We start from the raw sequence: 21,554 nt of genomic DNA on the forward strand, positions 1-21,554 counted from the left end.
CCTGCCCTCCGATCATGCATCTACGCTTGTGCCCCGTCAGTTCGTCGAGACGAACGACCGATCGTGGAACGGAGCATGTGGTGCCAGCGGGCCAAGAGGGGCAAGACAACGACGGGGACCTGGTCGGCAAGGTACTCGGAGGGCGCTACCGGGTGACCTCCGTGATCGGCCGCGGCGGCATGGGAGTGGTCGCTCGGGCCGTCGACGAACTGCTCGCCCGGGAGGTCGCCGTCAAGGTCTTGCGGGCCTACACCGACGCGAGCGCCTCCGAACTGGCCGACCTGCGGACCCGGATGCAGCGCGAGGCGCAGGCCGCCGCCCGCATCCGGCACAGCGGGGTGGTCACCGTGCACGACGTGACACAGGAGCAGGGCCTCCCGGTCATCGTCATGGAGCTCGTCGACGGACCCTCGCTCGACGAGGTGGTGACCGAGCGCGGCGCGCTGGACCCGTACGAGGCCGCCGCGATCGGTGCCAAGCTGATGGACGCGCTCGACGCCGCGCACCGGGCCGGCGTCCTGCACCGGGACGTCAAGCCGGGCAACGTGCTGCTGGAGCCGGGCGGCCGGGTCGTCCTCACCGACTTCGGCATCGCCACCATGGAGGCCTCCGGTGACGAGGCCATGGCGAAACTGACCCGCAGCGGTGAGCTGGTCGGGTCGCTCGACTACCTGCCGCCTGAGCGCGCCCAGGGCCGGGAACCCGGCCCCGCCTCGGACATCTGGTCGCTCGGGATGACCCTGTACGCGGCGGTGGAGGGCACCTCGCCGTTCCGCCGTACCTCCGTGTGGTCCACACTGGCCGCGATCGTCGCCGAACCGCTGCCCGCACCCCGGCGGGCGGGACCGCTCGGGGCCGTGCTGCAGGCGCTGATGGCGAAGGAGCCGGGGAGCCGGCCCACCGCCGACCAGGCCCGCGCGATGCTGGAGCGGGTGGCGGAGGGCGGGGCCGGAGCGCGACCCGCGCAGCCGGTTTCCGCGGCCGGGGCGCCGTCCCCGATGGCACCGCCCGTCGTGGGGCCGCCCGTCGTGGGGCCGCCCGTCGGCTTCGGGCCGCCGCCGGTCGTCGGTGGCGGGGTCCATGGTGGCCTGGACGCCGCATCATTTCCGCAACCCCATGTCCCGGCTCCCTACAACGGATTCCCCCCGCCGGGCCAGCCGCCGACCGCCGCACGGAACCCCGAGGTCGCGGACCGAGCGCGCCGCCGCAGCCGTGTCGCGATAGCCGCGGCGGCCGTCGCAGTACTCGCAGCCGGCGGTGTCACCTACGCCGTGACCACGGGGGGCGGCAGCGACCGGGTGCGGGCGGTGGCGCCGACGCCGGTGCCCGGTAGCGGCTCCCCGGCAGCCGACGGCCGGCCGGGCACGGACACCCCGGGGCCCTCTCCCTCCGGCTCCGGGCCCCAGGCCAAGCCGTCCGCCGCCGCCTCGAAGAAGCCGGACACGGCACCACCCTCCTCAAAGGCGTCCTCGCCCGCCCCGGCCCAGCCGAGCCCCGTCCCGACGGGCTGCGCCGGCTGGACCCACAAGGACCCGAAGCCGGGCACCTACGGCTACATTTCCGGCGACCACCACCTGCTGGCCGCGCCGTACCAGAACTGCCCCGCCGGCGCCCTGGTCAAGGACGGCACGAAGCTCTGGTACCACTGCTACATCGTCAACTCGTACGGCAACCAGTGGACGTACGTGCGCGTGGACGGCACGAACACCACCGGGTGGCTCTACAACCGCGACCTCACCGGCCAGAAGGGCTCGTCCCCCGCGTGTTAGCCTCCCGCCGCCACCCGTCTTACGCTGCGTGCCATCGCCGCACCGCAGTGGCGAGGACCGGGCCCCGCCTCGCATCAGGCCCGGCCTCGTGTACTCCCATCTGCTGCCCGAGCAGACCAAGATCCAGGCCAGTTGCGGACCAGCCCGCTGCCACCTCGGCGATTTGGCGGACATCCTGCCTGGTCAAGGGAGGTGCGATCCGTGTACCACCAGCAGACCAAGAACGTTTTGGTCAGCTACTCCCCCAAGAAGCTCGTGGTGGTGGCGGGCCGGACGCCGTCGGGCCGGCGTTCTCCAGGCGCCTGTCGATCTCGACCCCACCCGGTGGACGAGAGCCGTGAGCCGCTTTCTAGGCTGACCCCATGTCCGACGAGTCACCTCTCATCCGTAGCCTGCGGGCCGCCGTCGCCGCGGCTCCCGAAGACGTGCCCCTGCGGCTGCACTTCACCGAACTACTCCTCGCGGAGGGGAGGCACGACGAGGCCGTCATGCAAGCCGCGGTCGCGCTGCAGCACGCGCCGGGCGACGAAGCCGTACGGGACGTGATGGTCCGCGCCATGCAACTGCCCACGGTCGGCACGCCCCCGCCCACCACTACCCCGCCCCAGGCCGCCGCGTCCGCCGCCCCCTCACCCGCCACGGACGGCACCCGACCCCCCGCCTTCGACTGGGCCGCCGCCGAGCAGGAAGTCGCCGACGTCGTGGGCCCCCGCTTCGCCGCCGACCCCATCGATCCCACTGACCCCGCCGACGCGGGCGACGCCACCGAGGCCCCCCTGACCGCGGACGGCAGTGGCGACCCGGCCGATGCCTCCGCCTGGGACATCGACGCCCCCGGCGACGTACGCCTCGCCGACGTCGGCGGCATGCAGCAGGTCAAGGACCGGCTCGAAGCCGCCTTCCTCGCCCCGATGCGCAACCCCGAACTCCGCAGGCTGTACGGCAAGTCGCTCCGCGGCGGCCTGCTCCTTTACGGCCCGCCCGGCTGCGGCAAGACGTTCATCGCGCGGGCCGTCGCCGGCGAACTCGGTGCCGGCTTCATGTCGGTCTCGCTCTCCGACATCCTCGACATGTACATCGGCAGCTCGGAGAAGAACGTCCACGACATCTTCGAGGCCGCCCGCCGCCAGGCGCCCTGCGTGGTCTTCCTCGACGAGCTGGACGCGCTCGGCGCCAAGCGCTCGCGTACGCACCACAGCGGTCTGCGCAACGTCGTCAACCAGCTCCTCACCGAGCTCGACGGCATCAACGCGGCACAGAACGAAGGCGTCTTCGTGCTGGCCGCGACCAACGTCCCCTGGGACGTGGACCTCGCCCTGCGCCGCCCCGGCCGTCTGGACCGCACCCTGCTCGTGCTCCCGCCCGACGCCCCGGCCCGGGAGTCGATCCTCCGCTACCACCTGCGCGAGCGTCCCATCGAGTCCGTCGATCTCGGCAAGATCGTCAAGGTCACCGAGGACTTCTCGGGCGCCGATCTCGCCCATGTCTGCGAGAGCGCGGCCGAGTACGCGCTCCTGGACTCCGCCCGTTCCGGCACCGTCCGCATGATCGGCACCAAGGACCTCCTGGCCGCGGCCAAGCAGATCAAGCCGTCCAGCGAATCCTGGTTCGCCGCTGCCCGTAACGTCGCCATGTTCGCCAACGACGGCGGCATGTACGACGACCTGGTCGCCTACCTGAAGAAGAAGCGCAAGCTGTGAGTGGAACATCCCTGCACCCGCAGGTCGAACAGGCCGTCGAGCTCTACGGCATGAAGCGGTACGACGAGGCCCTCGCCCTCCTCGACCGGCGTCTCGCCGAGGCACCCGACGACCACGAGGCGTGGACCGCGCGCGCCCGCTGTCTCACCGGCCTCGGCCGCAACGAGGAGGGGCTCGACGCCGCCGACCAGGCACTGAAGCTCCAACCCGAGTTCGCCGACGGGCACTTCATGCGCGGATTCGCCCTGCGCAGGATGAGCCGGCTGCCCGAGGCCGAGCAGTCGCAGCGCGAGGCCATCCGCCTCGCGCCGGAACGCTGGGGCCCGCGTGCCCAGCGCGCCGAGATGCTGATCTTCGTGGGGACGAAGGAGGAGGCACTCCAGGAGGCCCAGGAGGCCGTCCGGCTCGGCCCCGACGTCGTCGACACATGGCACACCATGTACAAGGTCGCCGCGTTCAACAGCCGCTCCGACCTGGTGCAGGAGTCCGTGCGGCAGCTCCTGCGCATCGACCCCACCGACCAGCTCGCCGTCACCGAGGTCACCGGGCGCGAGGCCCGCAAGCCCGGCACGTCCGCCGCCCGGGCCGCCGACCTCTACGCCGGCGCGCTCGCCGCCGCCCCCGACTCCGAGTCGCTCCGCTCCGACCTCGACAAGGCCGTCTACCGGATGCTGCGCGGCACCCGATGGCTCGCCCTGCTCTGTCTGGTCATGGCCGCCGTCACCGTCGACGTCTTCCCCACCGGGGGCGAGGCGAAGGAGCTGCCCGTCCATCTCGGCACCCGGCTGTGGGCGCTGACCCTGATGGCCGTGGTGTGGGGCTTCGGCGCCTGGCGCCGCTACCGGCGGCTGCGGACCGGGGCACAGCTCACCGTGTTCGCGCTCGTGCGCCGCTCATTCTGGCCCAGGGTCGTACTCGGCCAGGCCACCTGGGCCACCCTGTGCGCGCTGCTGCTCGTGGCTCTTCCGTGGAGCGAGCGCACGGTCCCCCAGGTCCTGTTCTGGCTGGCACTCGTACCGAACCTGCTCAGCATCACCCACGACCGGGACAAGGTCTGATGAGCCGGTCCCTGCAACAGGCCGAAGCCCTCTTCGACCTGGAGCGCTACGAGCAGGCAGCCGCACTCGCCGCCCAGCACCTCGCCGGCGACCCCGACGACGCCACCGCACTCGTGCTGCTCGCCCGCTGCCGGCACCGCCTCGGCGACGAACAGCAGGCGCTCACCGCCGTCGAACAGGCCCTGCGCGTCGAACCCGAGTCGGTGAGCGCCTGGCTGACGCACACCCACGTCCTGCTCGCCCTGAAGGAGTACGAGCAGGCCGAGGTCTCCGCCCGGCGCGCCGTCGAACTCGCCCCGCAGTACTGGGCGAGCCACTACACCCTCGGCACCGTCCTCGACCGCTCCGTCCTCTACCGCCCCGTCCTCGGGCGCTCCGTCCTCGACCGCCCCGTCCGCGACCGCGGCGTCCTCCACCGCCCCGTCCGCGACCGCGCCGCCCGCGTGGAACGCAAGCGGGCCGCATGCGAGTCGGCCCGCACAGCCGTCGCCCTCGCCCCCGAGGAGAGCGACGCGCACTTCCTCCTCGGTCTGACCGCCCACCGCACCGGCAACCACCGCGTCGCCCGGCAGGCCTACGAGACGGCGCTGCGCCTCAACCCGGACAGCAGCGCGGCCCACAACAACCTCTCGCTGCTCCATCTGCGCCGCCAGTGGCTCCGTCCCGGCTCGTGGACCCGGGCCGCCGAGGGCTTCGTCCAGTCCGCCGCCCTCGACCTGAACGACCGCCAGGCCCGCTTCAACCTGGAGACCATGGCCTGGGGAACGGTCTCGGGCGCCCGCTGGGTGGCCCTCGCCGGAATCATCGCCGTGTCGTGCGGCTCCGCCCACCTGCGCGCGGGCGCCACCGGCAACGACGCCCTCCTCACCTACCTGGCGTGCGCGGCCGTGCTCGTCGGCAGCTGGGGAGGCTGGCTGCTGTGGCAGACCCGGCGGGTCCCGCCCCACCTGCGCCGTCCCCTCCTGCTGGTGGCGCGCGGCTGCCGGCAGGTCCTCGGGATGGCGTTCGCCGTCACGCTGCTCATCGTCCACTCGTCCTTGGCGCTGGTGTTGTGGCACAGCGCCGTGTTCAGCGCGCTCGCGATTCCGCTGTTCTTCTTCGCGATCGTCATGTCCGTGGCCGGCCACACCGCCCTCCAGCAACGCGCGCCGAAGCCGTAGGAGGGAGGCGGCGCCTACGCGGTGTGCATCCCGGTGCGGGCGGCTCGGCGGCAGACGGTGAAGGGTTCTCGTCCAGGACGTAGCGGACGTGCGGGCCGCCGAAGTAGCCGCGCACGATGTGTGGTTGACGCCGGCGTCTGTTTCGGATCAATGGCCAGGCGGGCAGAGCGGCACGCTCCCCACAGCGGTGATGCTGCTCAGCGGGATTGAGGTTTCCCCACCGGTGCCGCGGATCGTGATTGCGCCGTTGGCCGTCCTCACCACCGTGCCGCAGACGGTCTGGGTACTGGTGCCGATGCGAATCATCGGTTCCGCGCGTCCAGGCCCGTACCAGGTGAGCGCGACGGCCGCGCTGAGCAGGCCGGCGCAGACGAGGCTGAGCGTGATGCCGCGCCGCAGTGCGACAGCCGAGGTGAGGGCTTCCTTGTGGTTGGCGATCACCTCCGGCTCCACGTCCTGGACGTCAGCCACCCGGGGAAAGCCGTGCGCCGCCCGGAGCAGTAGCAGTGCCGCGAGTGCGCCACTGACGAGGGCGATTGCAAGGAGGATCCCGACTGCGGCTGCCCAGGTGACCGCGAGCTCCCGGACGTCGGTTCGCCCTCTGATCAGGCTGAAGCCCAGCAGGGCCGCGAGGAGGCCGGCCAGTCCGGTGCTCCACGCCACAGCGCCGGCCCGGGTCCGGGCCAGTTCGGTTTGTACGAGGCCGTCGACGGCCTGGGCCCTGCGCAGGTCGTGCACCGAGGGCGTCGGCCCTGGGGAGAGTTCGATCACCCTCGCGCCCGATTCAAGACGAGGGTCCAGTAGGCGCCGCAGCCGGAGCGTCTGCTCTCGGGCCGATTCGGGTGGGGGTCCGTGCAGGTACAGAAGATCGTCTTTGGCTCGGCCGCGGGCTGGGCCGGCTCACCACGCCCGACAACCTGCTCCAGCAGGTGGACCTCGATCGGTGTCCGGCAGCGCGGGCAGGGCCCCTGGAGCAAGATCGCTGACGACAGCTGTTCCGCAGTGAAGGTGGCAGCGGCCGTCTCCGCGAACTCGGGCCGGGTCAGTTCTTCGTAAGGCAGCAGCTCAGCTGGGGTGTCCTGCTCCGTCTCGCTCATCTGTCTCCTCCCGCGCACCCCACGGCATCAGCCGGACCACTGAAGGTTCGCGCCATGCCGCGACGGTTGTCAACGACCCGGGGGACAGACTGTCCCGCCGCTGCCATACTTGCCGCTCGACCGCCGACGCGAGCTCTCCACCCGAGAGCGCAATTGGCCGGGAGGTGCATGTTGACATCTCGTCAGGAAGGCGTGGGCGGCGAGGAATCACCGAGACGTCTGACCGGTACCGAGGCCCGGCTCATCGAGCTAGTCGGAGGACTGGTGGGGTGCGGCAGCTGGGAGGAAACCCGGCGGTACGTTGAGGGCCATCCCGAACTGCTGACCGCCGGGACCATTACGGCGATCGAGCGCGCCTGGCCGGCCGACGCCGGCGAGAAGCCGGCTAGGGCTGCCGTTCGCCAGCGGGTCGCGCTGCTGAGACGCTGCCAGCAGGTCGGGCTGGACGCGGGCTTCGCCGAATGGACCGACCAGGAGCCCTTGGAGCCCGGACCGGGCGAGATCATGCCGGCCTGGATCGCTCTGTTCGAAACAGCCACCCGGGAGGAAGCCTTCCGGGTACTTGCCGAGAATCCGCAGCTCCTCAGCGACCGGGCGGTCGTCGTCGGCGAGTTCGTAGCCTCCCAGGCTCAGGCGGCCGGAGGGCAAATCGCTCTCCGTGTGAGCACCTTCAGGTTCCTGGTGGAGCGGTGCCGTACCGAAGGCGTCGATGCCGCGATCGCGTACTTCCCCGCACCCGGCCCCGCCCCGCAGGAGGACGACCTCCAGCCCAGCCCCGGGCTGTTCCGCGAGTGCCTCATCGAGTTCCTGACCGGAGACCCGGAAAGGGCTGCCCAACTGCTCGTCCGCCACCCCGAGCTGAGCACACCCGAATGCGCCGCCCTGGTGGCGGCGGTGCTGCCCGACGGACTGGCCGGAGGCATCTCCGAGAACAATCGCGAAGCCGTCATCGTGCGGGCGGCGGACGTCGGAGCAGCCCGCGCAGCCGTGGAGCTGCTGGTCGAGGAGGCAGGAGAGACCCCCGCCGCTCTGGCCGAGTCGATCGCCGCTGCAGAGCGGGCGGCCGGTGGGGACCCCGCGTCTGCTCTTCCGTACTGGACGAATGTTCTGAACGACCCGCGGTGGCCCCGGCTGCCCCTCGGCACCCGAAGGCGCAGCCTCGCCTCTGCCGCAATCACGGCCCTGTACGCCGCCGAGAGGACATCGGACCCGGCTCCGCTGCGCCTCGGCCGCGGGGCCGCAGAGGCGGCGCTGGACCTGGAGCGGCCGTACGCCTCGCCGCGGCGCACGATCGCCACGGTCCTCCTCCTGATCCTCTGGCAGACGTACGACCGGTACGGCGATGCCCCGGCGCTGCTGCGGGCGGGCCGGCTCGCGGACGAACTGGCCGGCGCAGCAGGCTTTGACCCCGGCCTGGCCGGCTACGTCGGCCTCGTCCTCAACACCCGGTACCAGTACGCGGGCGACCCCGACGACCTCGACCGGGCAGTGGCTCTGCTGTCCTCCGCCTACGAGGCCGTACGCGCGGCCGGCGGGTCGCCCTCCGGCGACCAGCTGTCCAACCTCAGCTTGGCCCTGCGCGAGAAGTACCGCCGCGAAGGGGACGCCGAGGTCCTGGCACGGGCGGTCCGGCTCAACCGCGAGGCGCTCACCGCCGCCACGACCGAGGACGAGGCCGGGTACTACAAGAACAACCTCGCCCTGTGCCTGCGCGAGCAGTTCCAGCTCCAGGGCGGTCCGAAACTGCTCGACGAGGCGATCGGCCTGCTGCGCGAGGCCACCCGGGACACCGAGGCCGCCAGGGCGCGGCCGCGCCTCTACGCCATCCGCTTCGACAACCTCGGCGCCTGCCACACCGCGCGCTTCGAGAGCCTCGGCAACACGACCGACCTGAACCAGGCGCTGCGGGCACTGAACCGGGCCCTTGAGCTCCTGGAACCGGACTCGCCGCACCGCCACAGCCCGCTCAACAATCTGGGGAACGCGTACTCGACGAAGTACTATCGGGACCACCGGCTGGCCGATCTGGACGCCGCCATCGGCCACTACACCGAGTCCCTCACGTACGTTCAGCCGGACACGGCCGCCATGGCGACGTACCTCAACAACCTGGGCGCCAAGCATCTGGCCCGACACCATCAGAGCGCCGCCCCCCGGGACCTGGACCAGGCCGTCACGGATCTGGAAAGGGCCGTGGCCATGACCCCTGCGGGCACCAGAGAGGCGTCCCTGCACACGAACAACCTGGGCGGCGCACTGCTGGCACGCGGCGACCTGCGGGAGGCCATCGAGCTTTTCACGAGGGCCCTCGCCTCCGTGCCGCCCACGTCCCCGCACCGGCCAGGCTGGCTCAACAACCTCGGCTTCGCCCTGCTGCTCGCCGCCGGCCCGGACGACTCCGAACAGGTCGACCGGAGCATCGAGCACCTGCGGGAGGCGGTCGCCGCAACGGCGGAGCGCTCTTCGGACGTGGTCGGTTACCGGGGGAACCTCGGCAACGCGCTGATCGAGCGGTACCGGCGGAACCACGCACAGGCCGACCTCGAAGCCGCCACCACGGAGCTGCGTGCCGCAAGCCTCGGCCACGACCTCGACCCTTCGGCCGCGCTCTCGTCCGCGGCCGGCTGGGGCGAATGGGCGATGCAGCGCAAGGCATGGAGAGAGGCGACGGAGGCCTTCGGCGCCGCGCAGGTCTCGGCCCGGCGTCTGATCGCCGTCCAGGTACAGCGCACGGACCAGGAGAGTTGGGCACGCCGCGTCCTCGGCCTGGCCTCCAGCAGCGCCACCGCGTTCCTGAAGACCGGCGACGCGCGGGGCGCCGTGCTCTCCCTGGAGCAGGGCCGTACTCTCCTCATCGACGACGCACTCAACGGCGTCGGCGCGACGTTGCGGCGACTGCGGCGCGAGGACCGTGCCGGGACGGCAGACCGGTATGACGTCGCGGCACGCAGGCTCGAAGGCTCCCAGACCCCGGACGCCGCCCGAGAGGCGGCGGAGGCGCTGGATTCGCTGGCTTCCGAGATCCGCGCGATCAAGGGGTACGAGACCTTCCTGCTCCCGACGAGGATCGAGGAGGTCCACGAGGCGGCGGAGCTCCACCCCCTCGTCTACCTCATCGCGGGCGAGGACGGCGGTCATGCCGTCCTGGTGCGCCCCGACGGTGAGATCAGCCACCAGGAGCTCCCGGAACTCCGCGCAGCGCGCGTGCAGGAGCAGGTCGTGACGTTCTTGCGGGCGATTCCCGGAGCGGGCGGCGGCCAGCGGTCCGGCCCGGTCGACGACGTCCTTCACTGGCTGTGGAAGGAGGTCATGGAACGCGTCCTCGCAACCCTGGACTCCGACGGCCACATCACTCATGTCACTCTGGTGCCGACCGGACTGCTCTCCCTACTGCCCCTGCACGCCGCCGGGACCGTCGACCGCAGCGCGCCGACCGGCTGGAGCTACGCCCTCGACCGGATCCGGATCAGCTATGCGCCGAGTGCCCGCATGCTCCTGCGCGCCCGCGGCGGGAGTGCACCGCCGGACCTCCCCCGCCTGCTCCTCGTCGAGGAGCCGAAGCCGGTGCAGGCACCTGCGCTGCCGTACACCGAGGTGGAGGCCGCAGGCGTCCTGCGGGCCTGGAAGGGCGAGCGGGAGCATCTGCGCCACGAGAAGGCCGGGCTCCAACGCGTCCTGCGCAAGATCGAGCACTTCGACACCCTCCACTTCGCCTGCCACGGCGAGGTGGTGCCGGCGGACCCCTCACGGAACGCACTCACCCTCGCGGACGACGAGAAGCTGACCGTTGCCGATGTCGTCGACCGGGACCTCAGCCATGTGCGGCATGTCGTGCTGTCTGCATGCCAGACGTCAGTCATCGGCCCGGGGCTGCCGGACGAGGTGATCAGCCTTTCCACCGCCTGGTTGCAGAGCGGTGCGGTGGGTGTCGTCGGATCCTTCTGGGCGGTCAACGACGAGAGCACTGCCATGCTGATCAGCCGCATGTACGAAGAATGGCAGCGTGACGATCCGGAGCTGGAGCTGGGAGAGGCACTGCGGCGGGCACAGATCTGGCTGCGCGACCGGGCCTTCCCGCTCACCGGCGACGGTGCCGGCGGCGGACGGGCTCCCGAGATCAGGCTCCACGAGGCGCCGTACCACTGGGCCGCGTTCGCCTACCACGGTGGCTGAGGCAGGCACGGGCAGCTGCGCGGGGCTGGGCCGGTACTCCATCGGGCGCGCCTGCCACGGGGCATGCATCAGCGGCATCATTGCGACCAGCGGACTTCAGCCATGCGAACCGCCGTGCTGGTGCTGTCCGGGCAGCAGGCTGTCCGGATGCACCCACAGCAGCACGTTGCCGGGCCGCTCGTCACGGAAGAAGGCGAGGACGTCCTGGTCCGAGTGACGCAGGCTGAAGTGGGTGAGGACGAAGAGGGTGTGCGGGTGGGCCTCGACGACGGGCTTCAGCCGACTCCAGACGGTGTGTCCGACCCGGTCGGCCCGCTCAAGTTCGGCATCGTCGAGATAGGTGCACTCAGTGATGACCACCGGATAATCGAAGAGCCACGGATTGTCCGCGAACACGCTCACATGGGTGTCGCCGAGGAAGGCGAACAGCGGCTTGAGCACCTCTCGTTCGACCTCGATGCCATCCTGGCGGCGCTGCGCCAGGATGCGGCCGAACTCCGCGCCCCGGCCCTGTTCGACGAGGGAGCGCCACAGTTCCTCGTACTCGGGCAGCAGTGCCTTGCGACGTTCGGAGAACGCGTATCCCACACACGGCACCTTGTGCGCGCACTCCACTACCCGCACGTGGTGCCCACGGCGTCCGAAAGTGAACTCGTCGCCGCCGCGCACCCCGTGCAGCCGGCAGTTCGGGGCGAGGGCCGGGTCGTAGGCGGTGCCGTGGTTCAGTTCGGCCGAGGCCCGCAGAAAGGTCTCCACGTACGGCACCGCCTCGGCGGGCAGGTGGATGTCGACACCGGCGGGCCTGGCGGCCAGGTAGTCGAGGTCCTTGGAATGGTCGTGGTGGGTGTGGGTGAGGAAGACGGTGTCCGCCTGACGGCCTTCCGCCAGTCCGGCGTCGAGCGCGCAGCGCAGTTCCGGTATGTGGAAGAACGTCTTGTCGTTGGCGCGCGAGTACCCGGTGAGGGTGAGCTCGGTGCCGGGTACGCGCCAGGTTTGCCACTGCCGGAACGGGTGTCCCTGCTCCAGCCGTTCGGGGTGGGCGGGTGTCCGCGAAGGGGCCTGTGGCATCGGTGCCTCCGTCGTACCGCCGTGATCAGGTGAGGCCCGATCGTAGTGGCAGTGGCCCGCGGCGGCCCGCGGTTTTCCGGGCGCGGGGCACAGCCGGGCCCTGGGCTGTACGGGGACCGTGGAGGTGGATGCACCGCACGCGGGCGCAACGACGGCGGGACCGTCCACGGCCGCAATGCCGGGTGTTCGCGGCGGCCGCGGTTGCGGCCCCCTGCCCCCGCACAGGGCGGGGACAAGGGGCCGGCGTCACGGGCGAGCCGCCACTCAGCGTTCCTGGACGAACGCGCTGCCCTTGCGGGAATCCTCGGAGCAGGAGCGCTTCTCCGCGGCGGTCATCTTCCGGCTCTTGACCACCACCGCATTGCTCTTGCCGTCAGTGCCGTTCTTGGCCGGGCTGGTGATGGTGTCCTCGAAGAACCAGTAGTAGTGACCCCACTTGGGGCTGTCGTAGTGGGTCTGCCACGTACCGGAGACCTTCTGCATCACCTGGGCACGCGAGATCCACCCCACCTCGCCGGGCTTCACCGTCATGTTGAGCGAGCTGCTCTCCGAGTGGGTACTCGACCAACTGTGGCTGTAACTCGCCGTTATGCTGAGGTCCACGATGCCCGCGATCTTGCCACCGGCGGTGACGGAGACGCCCAACGAGTCGGTGGATCCCACCGTGTCGTCCCACGTCATCGCCTGAGTGGCGTCAGACGTACTGCAGTTGAACAGTGAGTTCGACACCTGACGGAACTCACCCAGATATGCCTCCTCGAGCTTGGGCGAGTTGAACGTGCACTTGCCTTCACCCGAGCCGCAGTCCGCCATGAGCTGCGGCCGTGTCGGCTGGTCGGCAGCGGACGCCGAAAGGGTGCTTGCCGCCGCGACTGCGCAGGCCGCCACCGTAATTGTCAGCGCGCGGGCTGCGTAGCGCCTGACGCGGTTCGTTGTCATCGTGGTACCTCTCACCGTGCTGGGGGGAAGGTCGACCGCCGTACGACGGGGGCGAGTTGAAGCGCCCATCGGCCGCACGTTCGATCACCGCCTGTTGCAATCCGAGATTCTCCCGACCCTGAGAGGGGTACGGTACGAAATGAGACAACCTGCGGCATGCCCTTCCCGAACGGGGAGATCGAACCATCGCAGCCATCCCGCGCAGACCCGAGCCCTGCACCGCTGCCTACGGTGGCGCAACGCCAACGCCCGCCACCCCGACGTGCTCGCCGCGGGCGGGCCTGACGGTTCGCGGCCCGGCGGATCCAGACCTGCCGCGCCACGCTGCCGGTCAGTCCGCCCGTGTTGGCATCACGATCCGGCTGGCCCGCTCCCCTGGCACTGAACAACAGTGACGCATCACCACTGCAACCCACACGCCGCACATCACGGACCCACACCGCGGGCAGTGCGTACGGATCAGCGTGGACCTTCCGCCGCCAGGTGCCCCGGGTCGAGGAAGTGGAAGGAGGGGCGGGGATGCATCAGGAAGTCGTGGTGCGAGATGTTCCAGGCATAGGCCCCGGCCAGCTCGAACATCACCCGGTCGGTGGCCCGCAGCGCATTGACCGGGGCCTGGTGGGCGAGCACGTCCTTGGGCGTGCACAGCTGCCCGGTCAGGGTCGCCCGCCCGGTGGTGACGGCGGGCCGGGCCCACGGATGCGGCCAGTCGGCCACCGGCACGACGGTGAACGGCTGGTCATGGCCCCGGGTGGCGGGCGTGCGCAGGTGGTGGGTGCCGCCGCGCAGGACGGCGAAGTCCTGGCCGTAGCTCTGCTTCACGTCGAGCACTTCGGTGGCGTAGTAACCGCAGTACGCCGTCAGTGCCCGCCCCGGCTCGATCCGCAGCCGCAGTCCGGGGTTGCGGTTGAGCAGCTCGGCGAGGCCGGCGCCGAATGCCGTCCAGTCGAAGCGTCGTGCCGGGTCGGCGTAGTCGACGGCCATCCCGCCGCCGGCGTTGACCTCGGCGAGTTCGAAGCCGTGCCGCTCGGCCAACTCCACCGCCCGGTGCACGATCTGCTCCGTCACCGCCAGCTGCGCCGGCGCGTCCAGGCCGCTGGCGAGATGCGCGTGCACGCCGCGCAGCCGCAGCCGCTCGAAGCCCGGCGCGGCAAGCAGCCGCAGGCACCGCTGGGCCTGGGCCGGGTCGAGCCCGAACGGTGTCGGGCGCCCGCCCATGGCCAGCGCCACCGAGTCGAGCGCACCGGAGCCTGCCCGCAGGTTCAGCCGGAGGAGCACGTCCACCGTACGCCCCGGCATGCCGGCGAGCAGCGCGGCCAGCCGCCGCAGCTCCTGTTCGCTCTCCAGATGCCATCGCCGGACTCCGATCCGCAGTGCCTGGGCCATTTCGGCGGGGGTCTTCCCGGGCCCGCCGAAGGCCAGCACGGCGTGCGGCAGCACTTGGTGCAGGTGGGCCAACTCGCCGCCGGAGGAGGCCTCGTACCCGTCCACCGAGTCCGCCAGCGCGGCGAGGATCTCGGGCTCCGGATTGGCCTTGGCCGCATAGTAGAGCTCGACACCGTCCGGCAGCGCGGCCCGCACGGCGGCCGCGTGCGCGCGCAGCGCGGCCAGGTCGTAGACGTAGGCGGGGAGCGCGTCGGGCGCCAGGCCGGACACCAGTTGACGGACGGCGGCGGTCATCGGGCATTCCGGATCGGGGTGTGGTCGGGGGCTTCGGAGGGGGTACGGGTGGCGGCGAGGAGGTCCTCGGCAAGGGGTGACGGCAGCCGGACGTAGCCGGCCGAGCGGTCCGCCTTGCGTTCCCAGCGGGTCAGCAGGTTCGCCTTGGCCGGCAGCGGCACGCCTGCGAGGAGCGCGCTCAGCCTGGGCGGACAGCCGTGCTCGGCGGCGTAGGCGCGCAGCGTCTCACGGACCAGCTGCCACAGCGGGGCCTCAAGCCACGGGTACCGGTCGGTGAGCGCCGCCAACACCTCGGAGACGTGGTTGACCAGCAGGCAGTAGACGACCCGGTCCCAGCCGCGCTGCGCGTCGTAGGACATCGGGCCTGCCACGTCGGGGGGCAGCTGGGCCAGTACCCGGGCGTGTGCGGCTCCAGGACCACGCCGTGGTCGAAGTAGGCGGCCAGCACTGGCGGGACGAGCAGCTGCAGGTAGGCGCGCCACCAGTGGATCGCCTCGGCGGGCCCGGCGCCGTCCAGCAGCTGGGAGATGTGCGCGGAGCTGGTCGGGTACTCGTCGGCGACGGCGGCTGCGAGCAGCGGGGTCACCCCGGGGCGCAGGACGGCTGCCAGGCCCTCGCGGACGATCAGGCCGAAGCCCTCGTACAGCGCCGTGTCCGGGTACCCGTCGGGGCCCGGCAGCGCGAGGGTACGGAAGGCCGGCTCGCGAAGGATCGCGACACGCGGGAACCGCCGGCCCAGCTCGGCCCGTACCGGGGCGAGCAGCCGGGTGAGGGCGACCGCGCCGGCCAGCTCGTAGCTGGCATTTTTGCGAAGACAGTTGGTGATCCGGACATTGAGGCTGAACTTGAGGAAGGCGCCGGCACCGTGCAGGGTGCGCACCGAGGCGGTCGGAGTGAACGGCTGGCCGCCGGCGCCCAGATCGAGCACATCGCCCCGTTCGAGTGCCGCTCGCAACCGGGGATCCGCGTCCAGCAGCCGGTACTGCCAGGGGTGCGCGGGCAGCAGCCGGTACCCTTCGGGCACCGGGCGCAGCCCGTCCACCAGCGCCGTCGCCGCGTCGTCCACGCTCTGCTCGGCGAGCAGGGCGGCGCGCACCGCGAAGTGGCGCAGCGGGAACGTCGCGCGCAGCTCCGGCGCGTATGCGGCCCAGCCCGCTCGGTCGGCGGTACGGGACTTGGGTGTGGGGTGGAATCGGTGGCCGAAGAGGATCGCCTGCTCGGACTCCAGGTAGCGGTCCGCGCCGGCCGCCGGCCGGCCGGACAGGGCGGCTTTCACACCTTCGTAACTGGACGCCATCTGTTCCATGAACTCCTCGTTGTCCACGCCGCTGCGCAGCGTCAGCTCGCCCTGGACGTGCTCGGCGAACTCGCGCCAGCCCAGCTCCCGCCATCCGGCCGGGTGTTCCGTGCAGACCGGGCCCGTGAAGCGGTGCGCGCCGATCAGGGACGTACGGCGAAGCTCGATCCGCAGCAGCACTCCGCGTCGCGGTAGCCGCACCAGCAGGTGCCCGTCCACGACGGCGGTCTGGTGCTCGGGCACGGACACCTCGCGGAGCAGGCAGTTGAGGAGAGTGTGCGCGACCGCCTGGTCGGCGCTGGGGAGCGGAGCCGGCGGACGGGAGAGGGACTTCATCACTGCCTCCGACGAGTGCGGGAGAGGAGGAGCGCGGTGGCCGCGGCGAGGGCGGCCGCCGTTCCGGTCAGCATGGTTGCGCTCGCGCCGTACCGGCCGGCGACGAGGGCGGCGACGGCCCCGGCGGCCACCGCTCCGCTCTTGGAGAAGAACTCCACGGTGCCGAACATCCGGCCGGGGGCTCGCCCGTGCGCCGCCTCGGCGGCCAGCACGGAGAGTGAGACCAGGCCGAGGGTGAGCCCGGCACCGAACACCAGCCGGACCACGACGAAGGCGGCCAGGCTGTCGGCTGCCGCGTGGCCGGCGAGGCCGAGCGCGACCACCGCGAGGCCCAGCCCGATGCCGGGCCGTGGCCGGCCCACGACGGGGTGGTGCACCCGGGCGGCGAGCAGCAGATAGCACAGGTGGGGCAGGGCGAAGAGAAGGCCCGCGACGGTGGCGGACAGGCCGGGCAGGCGCTGCCCGATCAGGGCGATCAGATATGGGAAGGAGACGATGGTGGAGAAGACGAAGACGAATTCCAGAGCGTAGAGCAGCCGGAGCGGGCCATCGCCACGCTCGCGCGGTGTGTGCCCCGCCGGGGCCGCGCCGGGCACCGGCCGGCACGGCTCCGGCATCCGGGCCAGCAGAGCGGCGGCAGCCAGCGGCAGAGCGGCCATCAGCAGGTACTGGCGATGCGGGTCGATCCACGGTGACAGCGCCCCCACCAGGATCGGTGCAGCGACCAGCGAGGCCCGCGCGCTGCCCTGCATCAGCGTGAGCGCCCCGGACAGCCGTGGGCCCTCCAGGGCGGCGGCGAGATAGCCGTTGGAGGCCGCGAAGGTTCCGCCGAGGAAGCCCTGGAGCACCAGCGCCGCGGTGAAGGCCGGCAGGCTGTCCGCTGCCCCGGCGAGCAGGAAGGAGACGCTGAGCCCGAGTTGGGCCCGCAGCAGCAGCCGCTTGCGGCCGAACCGGTCGGCCAGGCGACCCCACAGCGGAGCGCCGAGCGCGCTGAAGACCGTCGGCAGGACGTAGAGCAGCCCGGCCCAGTGGCCGTCCCGGTCGCCGAGGCCGGGCAGGATCGCGGTGAGGTACGGCGGGAGGCCGAGAGCGGCGAACGAGGCGACGAAGTAGCAGGCCGCGACCGCGCGCACCTGCCCGCGGTCGAGTCCCTGCCCGCGGCCGGCGACGGTGTGCTCGGAGCGTGGCGGGGCAGCGGTACTCATCGCCGGATCCCGTCGCGCAGTAGGTAGTTGGGGCCGCTGGTGTAGTACTTGTTGATGTCGGCGGCGCCCGAGCGCTCCTTGCTCAGCAGCGTGCCGGCCGTCACCATCGCCTTGACCGGGAGCCGTTCGGAGTCCAGCAGGGCGGCCCGCAGCGGCTCGCCGTCGGCGCCCAGCCGGGCGATCGCCTCGCGAGGCGGTCGCGCAGCAGCCGCAGCAGGCCGGTCAGCGAGGCGCGGCCGTGCGTGGCGAGGCCGAACGCGATGGCGGCCGTGCAGAGGTGGCCGGTGATGGTGATGAACAGGTCGGTCAGTGCCCGGTCTCCCTCACCGCAGATCCGCCGGTCGTGGAACTCGGCCGGATCGACGTCGAGCCGCTTGGCCCTGGCGGTGTTGATCCGGGGGCCGTCGTTGTCCTTGAGGAGCAGCCGCAGGCGGGTGCGGCCGTACGGCAGGTCGAACACCAGTGACGTGTTCTGCTGGTGCGATTCCAGGGCGATCCCGTACCCAAAGAGGGTCGTGTGCCAGTCCAGCAGCAGGGTGAGGAGGCCGTCGAAGAGGGCGAGCACGTCACCGCGGTAGAACCGGTCGGCAAGGTGGTCGATCACCAGCCGGCCGCTGGGCGCGGCGGCGAGCAGCGCGGCCAGCGGCACGGTCAGCGCGTCCTGGAGTGCGGCCGGGTAGCGGCGCAGCAGCACGGCGAGCAGCTCGTGGCCGGTCTCCGCATAGCACTGCTCGTCGGCCAGCATCACGCAGCGCGCGAATCGTGGCTCGCGAGCGATCACCGCCTCCAGCAGCCGCTGGCCCGCCGCGCCGTCCGGCAGCACGCCCGGCTTGATGGTCCGCCGGTTGCGCCGGCCCAGGATGGCGGTGGCCAGCGGGAGCTTGATGTGGTGCAAGGGGGTTCGGGCGACGGCGACAGTACGCATCGAAAGCGTCGGGACGACCGTCAGATACGGACGCTCGGCCAGTACGGCCCGTCCTGCCAGGGAGGTGGCCGCCAACGCCTCCTCCAGCGCCTCGCCGACGGACAGCGGGTGCACCGGAATGGCGAGACGGCGCCCGGTGGGATCGGACAGGCCGAGCTGCTCGGGGGTGGGCCACCAGGCGGGCAGCGGGGCGTTGCCGTGCGTCGCCACGGCATGCCGCCGGAACCACGAGCCAGCGCAGCGGGAAGAACGGATGGAACTCCGGTGCGTAGCGGCGGAGCTCTTCGCCGTCGAGACCGGACCGCCCGCGCGCGGTGGGGTAGACGGGGTGGTCCTGGTAGGCCGCGAGGGTGTCCTGGGCCAGGCTTCCGCGCAGGCCCGTCCAGTCGGCCGGGTCGGCTCCGTACCGCGCCGCCAGCTGTGCGTGCACCTCGCTCCGGGACACGGCGTGCAGCCGCATGGTCGCCAGAGTCTGCCGGCACTCCTCGGCGAAGGCGTCGTAGCCACCCCGGTCCTCGGGCGGGGCCAGCGCGCGCAGCACACCGATCATCTCGTCCAGACCGGTCACCCTGGCTCCGTCCACCTCCAGCAGCGGTAGCCGTGCGGTGTCCTCGCACTGGAAGCCCTCTTCCTCCACCGGCAGCAGCACGGCGGTCCCGTCGAGCTCCCGTCGCAGCCAGCGGCCGTCCGCCCGCTCGACGGGCACGCTCCCGGTCCGCAGCCCCAGCACGTCCTCGCGCAGCAGCGCGCCCAGCACCCGCAGGGCCAGCTCGTCTCGCACGGTCACGGCGTGATCTCCCAGCGGTTGGCGGCGACGAACTCCGCGGCGGCACGCCGGAGGGCCTCCTCGTCCTGGCCCATGGCCCAGACCAGACCGAGGAAGTCCCGGTTGCTGTGGTAGTGCTCGTGTCGTTCACCGAGCGCCCGTACGGGCCGGTAGGACAACCGGACGCCGCCGGACACCAGGTCGGACGGGCCCGGGGCCTCGGTCAGCGTCCCGGCGCGGTCGGCGCAGACGGCCAGGTTGTGCATCCGCATGTCAGTACGGGCCCCCAGGTCGGCGGGCAGCGGCCGGCCCAGGTGGACGCCCAGCACGTACTCGAAGTAGGGAATCTCCAGGAGGTCGGCCATCATCAGATCCGTCTGGTCACCGACCGCCCGGTAGTTGACCTCGATGATCCGTGCCCGGGCGTCCGCCTGCACGATGAACTCGGTATGGCATGCGCCGAGCCCGACGCCCAGTTCGTCCAGCTGCGCGAGTACCTGCTCCAGCACCGCCGGCGGGTGCGTGGGGACGAACTCGTACACCGCGTCGATGAAGTAGGGCGGCGGCGACGGTTCGGCGCGGAACCCGCAGACCACGTGCCGGCGGGTGCCGTCACCCAGCGTCTCCAGGGTGTACTGCTCCCCCACCAGGAACTCCTCGACCACCAGGGCCGCGCCGGGCCGCCGCCTGCGGACGTCCTCGCAGCACCGGACCAGCTGGTCCATGTCGTCGACCAGTTCGACGTCCTCGCTGGCCACGCCCTCCCTCGGCTTGACCACGCAGGGCAGCGGCACGTCCAACTCGGTCAGCGTCGCCGCCGCCTCTCCCGGTGCCAGCTCGGCCGACCAGACGGTGTCCAGCCCGCACCGGGCGAGGTGGCGGCGCAGCAGGCCCTTGTCCTTGGCCCGCAGGGTGGCCTTCCAGTTCTTGGCCGGCAGCCCGAAGTAGTCCGCGGCCAGCGCCGCCTGCGTCTGCAGGTGATCGCTGTTGGTGAAGACCGCGTTCGGTGCGCGGCGCGTGGAGATCAGGCTGACCACCTCGCGGAACTCCCGCACATCGCACTTCAGAACGTCTGGCGGCGACGGGAGTCGCGCGTACGCGCGCTGGTGCGGGGCCGGGCTGTCGGTCAGCACGGTGACCGACAGGCCAAGCCGGGCCGCGGCCGGCAGGAATCCCTGGGTGACGGAGTCGGTGGGGTTGAGGGCAAGCAGATAGAGCAGCATGTCAAGAGCCCGTGTCCCTGCCCGTCCGGGGAATACCGGATCGACACTCCCCGACACGCGATCGACTGTCTCACGGCTCATGGGGCGGCAAGCTGTCGCTCCACGGCAAGCGCGTCAGGCATCGTGCCTGACGGTGCGACAAGTCCGACGTACCGACGGGATCAGGTGGATCGGCTAGTTGGACACCACTTCCAACACCCATTATAAGAGGCGATTTACGCATGTAAAGGGAGTCAGTCGGCGTTCCTGCTCCGACCGACCTTGACGCAAAGGCCTAAGCAACTCTACATATATCAATCTTCAACAAATATCTCTTGGCTGCGGCCGGCCGGGCGCGCGGTGGCCGGCGCCGCCGACACCGTCGCCCCCGACCCGCACGATCCCGTTTGGCCGGCCAGCCTGGCCCGGCACGCCAGCGACGCCATGCGCAACGACCTCCGCCGCCGCCTCGGCCCCCAAGCGCAACGCGCCACCGACCTACTGCGCCCCCTGGCCCACACCCAAGGCCACGCAGCTTTGCTGCTGGTAATGGCTGCCGCGACGGATGACGGTACCTTCGACGACCGGCAGCTCTGCTTCGGAGTGGTCGGCCCAGGCCGAGCGCCGGACCAGCAGCGGGTGAAGGCGGTCCCAGGCAGTGGCGACGGCCGCCCTCCCGTAGTGGTTGGTATCGGTCACCGTGGTGACGGACGGGACCGGCTGAGTGCCGCAACCTCGAACGCGGACTCCCCCCTCGTCGAGGGCGAGGCCGGTGCCGGCTATGAAGCCGTCGAGGGTGCCGGGCCGGTACTGGAGGCGTTTGAGCCGGTTGCGGACGAGTGCCTCCAGGCGGTCGAGGGCCATGACGGCAAGGTTGGCCAGGCAGCTGACACCGGCGGCCCGCCCGGGCGCGGGCGAGGCCCGGGTCAACTGCCACCTGGTCCAGACGGCGGAACTCCCTCACCTCTCCCGGGTCGCCAGGGTGAACAGCCCTGCTGTGCATGGGAAAAGCACCTCCTCGGCCAAGCCGTGGGGTTTTTTCGGGACGCTCCCGGGGGATTGATCAGTTCTTCTGGTGGCAAAGAAAGCCCCGTGATAATTTCGCGGACCAGCGAGGGGACTCGTGCCGACTTCTGGGGGACGGTCGGGGGTGGGGAACGTGGCGGTGCGGTTGGGCGT

Annotated in this window: 12 protein-coding genes and 4 pseudogenes; 6 read left to right on the forward strand and 10 right to left on the reverse strand. The window is 71.5% G+C overall.

Annotated elements, in window-relative coordinates:
* Window positions 1–77: 77 nt before the first annotated feature.
* The 4 genes from ABTY04_RS26465 to ABTY04_RS26480 all read left to right on the forward strand — a co-directional run bounded on the left by ABTY04_RS26465 (window position 78) and on the right by ABTY04_RS26480 (window position 5,687).
* Window positions 78–1,769 carry a serine/threonine-protein kinase gene (locus ABTY04_RS26465; protein WP_352215884.1) on the forward strand — a complete coding sequence of 564 codons (1,692 nt, stop codon included), beginning with the start codon at window positions 78–80 and terminating at the stop codon, window positions 1,767–1,769.
* Window positions 1,770–2,131: 362 nt separating this feature from the next.
* The gene (locus tag ABTY04_RS26470) at window positions 2,132–3,469 is read left to right on the forward strand and encodes an AAA family ATPase (protein ID WP_352215885.1); all 1,338 of its coding nucleotides are present in this window, start codon (window positions 2,132–2,134) and stop codon (window positions 3,467–3,469) included.
* Complete coding sequence (locus ABTY04_RS26475) at window positions 3,466–4,527, forward strand: tetratricopeptide repeat protein (RefSeq protein ID WP_352215886.1); 1,062 nt, start codon at window positions 3,466–3,468, stop codon at window positions 4,525–4,527. The genes ABTY04_RS26470 and ABTY04_RS26475 overlap by 4 nt, the downstream gene beginning before the upstream one ends.
* The gene (locus ABTY04_RS26480; protein WP_352215887.1) at window positions 4,527–5,687 is read left to right on the forward strand and encodes a tetratricopeptide repeat protein; all 1,161 of its coding nucleotides are present in this window, start codon (window positions 4,527–4,529) and stop codon (window positions 5,685–5,687) included. The genes ABTY04_RS26475 and ABTY04_RS26480 overlap by 1 nt, the downstream gene beginning before the upstream one ends.
* Before the next feature lie 147 nt (window positions 5,688–5,834).
* Here ABTY04_RS26480 and ABTY04_RS26485 read toward each other — a convergent pair whose 3' ends face one another.
* Together ABTY04_RS26485 and ABTY04_RS26490 are read right to left on the reverse strand one after the other, a co-directional pair.
* Window positions 5,835–6,425, reverse strand: a complete 591-nt coding sequence (locus ABTY04_RS26485) for a hypothetical protein (protein WP_352215888.1) — start codon at window positions 6,423–6,425, stop codon at window positions 5,835–5,837.
* Window positions 6,426–6,454: 29 nt separating this feature from the next.
* A complete protein-coding gene (locus ABTY04_RS26490) occupies window positions 6,455–6,784 on the reverse strand; it encodes a hypothetical protein (protein ID WP_352215889.1) in 330 nt (109 codons plus the stop codon).
* A gap of 168 nt (window positions 6,785–6,952) precedes the next feature.
* Between ABTY04_RS26490 and ABTY04_RS26495 the strand changes: the two genes are divergently transcribed.
* Entirely contained in the window at window positions 6,953–10,957 is a 4,005-nt protein-coding gene (locus tag ABTY04_RS26495) for a CHAT domain-containing protein (protein WP_352215890.1), read from the forward strand.
* A gap of 96 nt (window positions 10,958–11,053) precedes the next feature.
* Here ABTY04_RS26495 and ABTY04_RS26500 read toward each other — a convergent pair whose 3' ends face one another.
* Both ABTY04_RS26500 and ABTY04_RS26505 read right to left on the reverse strand, forming a co-directional pair.
* Window positions 11,054–12,025: an MBL fold metallo-hydrolase gene (locus ABTY04_RS26500; protein ID WP_352215891.1), complete on the reverse strand. Its 972-nt coding sequence runs from the start codon at window positions 12,023–12,025 to the stop codon at window positions 11,054–11,056.
* Window positions 12,026–12,289: 264 nt separating this feature from the next.
* The gene (locus tag ABTY04_RS26505; protein WP_352215892.1) at window positions 12,290–12,964 is read right to left on the reverse strand and encodes a hypothetical protein; all 675 of its coding nucleotides are present in this window, start codon (window positions 12,962–12,964) and stop codon (window positions 12,290–12,292) included.
* Between the two features lie 178 nt (window positions 12,965–13,142).
* On the opposite strand from ABTY04_RS26505, the pseudogene ABTY04_RS41205 reads away from it, so the two are divergent.
* Window positions 13,143–13,349 (forward strand): annotated as a pseudogene (locus ABTY04_RS41205) (hypothetical protein); the annotation flags it as partial.
* 74 nt (window positions 13,350–13,423) lie between these two features.
* On the opposite strand, the gene ABTY04_RS26510 reads toward ABTY04_RS41205, so the two are convergent.
* The 6 genes and pseudogenes from ABTY04_RS26510 to ABTY04_RS26535 all read right to left on the reverse strand — a co-directional run.
* Complete coding sequence (locus tag ABTY04_RS26510) at window positions 13,424–14,644, reverse strand: type III PLP-dependent enzyme (RefSeq protein ID WP_352215893.1); 1,221 nt, start codon at window positions 14,642–14,644, stop codon at window positions 13,424–13,426.
* Window positions 14,641–16,277 (reverse strand): annotated as a pseudogene (locus tag ABTY04_RS26515) (IucA/IucC family protein). The gene ABTY04_RS26510 and the pseudogene ABTY04_RS26515 overlap by 4 nt, the downstream one beginning before the upstream one ends.
* Window positions 16,277–17,482, reverse strand: coding sequence for an MFS transporter (locus ABTY04_RS26520; protein ID WP_352215894.1), 1,206 nt, complete (start codon window positions 17,480–17,482; stop codon window positions 16,277–16,279). Before ABTY04_RS26520 ends, ABTY04_RS26515 begins: the two are co-directional and overlap by 1 nt.
* A pseudogene (locus ABTY04_RS26525) lies at window positions 17,479–19,209 on the reverse strand (IucA/IucC family protein). The gene ABTY04_RS26520 and the pseudogene ABTY04_RS26525 overlap by 4 nt, the downstream one beginning before the upstream one ends.
* Window positions 19,191–20,396: an ATP-grasp domain-containing protein gene (locus ABTY04_RS26530; RefSeq protein ID WP_352215895.1), complete on the reverse strand. Its 1,206-nt coding sequence runs from the start codon at window positions 20,394–20,396 to the stop codon at window positions 19,191–19,193. Before ABTY04_RS26530 ends, ABTY04_RS26525 begins: the two are co-directional and overlap by 19 nt.
* A 732-nt stretch (window positions 20,397–21,128) precedes the next feature.
* Window positions 21,129–21,257, reverse strand: a pseudogene (locus tag ABTY04_RS26535) (IS630 family transposase); the annotation flags it as partial.
* Window positions 21,258–21,554: the final 297 nt, after the last annotated feature.

This window comes from Streptomyces sp. NPDC097981, from assembly GCF_040302565.1.
Classification (GTDB): domain Bacteria; phylum Actinomycetota; class Actinomycetes; order Streptomycetales; family Streptomycetaceae; genus Streptomyces.

Excerpts from the sequence above, each read along its gene's own strand:
- ABTY04_RS26510 (WP_352215893.1), bottom strand. The coding sequence starts at position 14,644 with ATGACCGCCGCCGTCCGTCAACTGGTGTCCGGCCTGGCGCCCGACGCG.
- ABTY04_RS26470 (WP_352215885.1), top strand. The coding sequence starts at position 2,132 with ATGTCCGACGAGTCACCTCTCATCCGTAGCCTGCGGGCCGCCGTCGCC.
- ABTY04_RS26520 (WP_352215894.1), bottom strand. The coding sequence starts at position 17,482 with ATGAGTACCGCTGCCCCGCCACGCTCCGAGCACACCGTCGCCGGCCGC.
- ABTY04_RS26505 (WP_352215892.1), bottom strand. The coding sequence starts at position 12,964 with ATGACAACGAACCGCGTCAGGCGCTACGCAGCCCGCGCGCTGACAATT.
- ABTY04_RS26480 (WP_352215887.1), top strand. The coding sequence starts at position 4,527 with ATGAGCCGGTCCCTGCAACAGGCCGAAGCCCTCTTCGACCTGGAGCGC.
- ABTY04_RS26500 (WP_352215891.1), bottom strand. The coding sequence starts at position 12,025 with ATGCCACAGGCCCCTTCGCGGACACCCGCCCACCCCGAACGGCTGGAG.
- ABTY04_RS26530 (WP_352215895.1), bottom strand. The coding sequence starts at position 20,396 with ATGCTGCTCTATCTGCTTGCCCTCAACCCCACCGACTCCGTCACCCAG.
- ABTY04_RS26490 (WP_352215889.1), bottom strand. The coding sequence starts at position 6,784 with ATGAGCGAGACGGAGCAGGACACCCCAGCTGAGCTGCTGCCTTACGAA.
- ABTY04_RS26495 (WP_352215890.1), top strand. The coding sequence starts at position 6,953 with ATGTTGACATCTCGTCAGGAAGGCGTGGGCGGCGAGGAATCACCGAGA.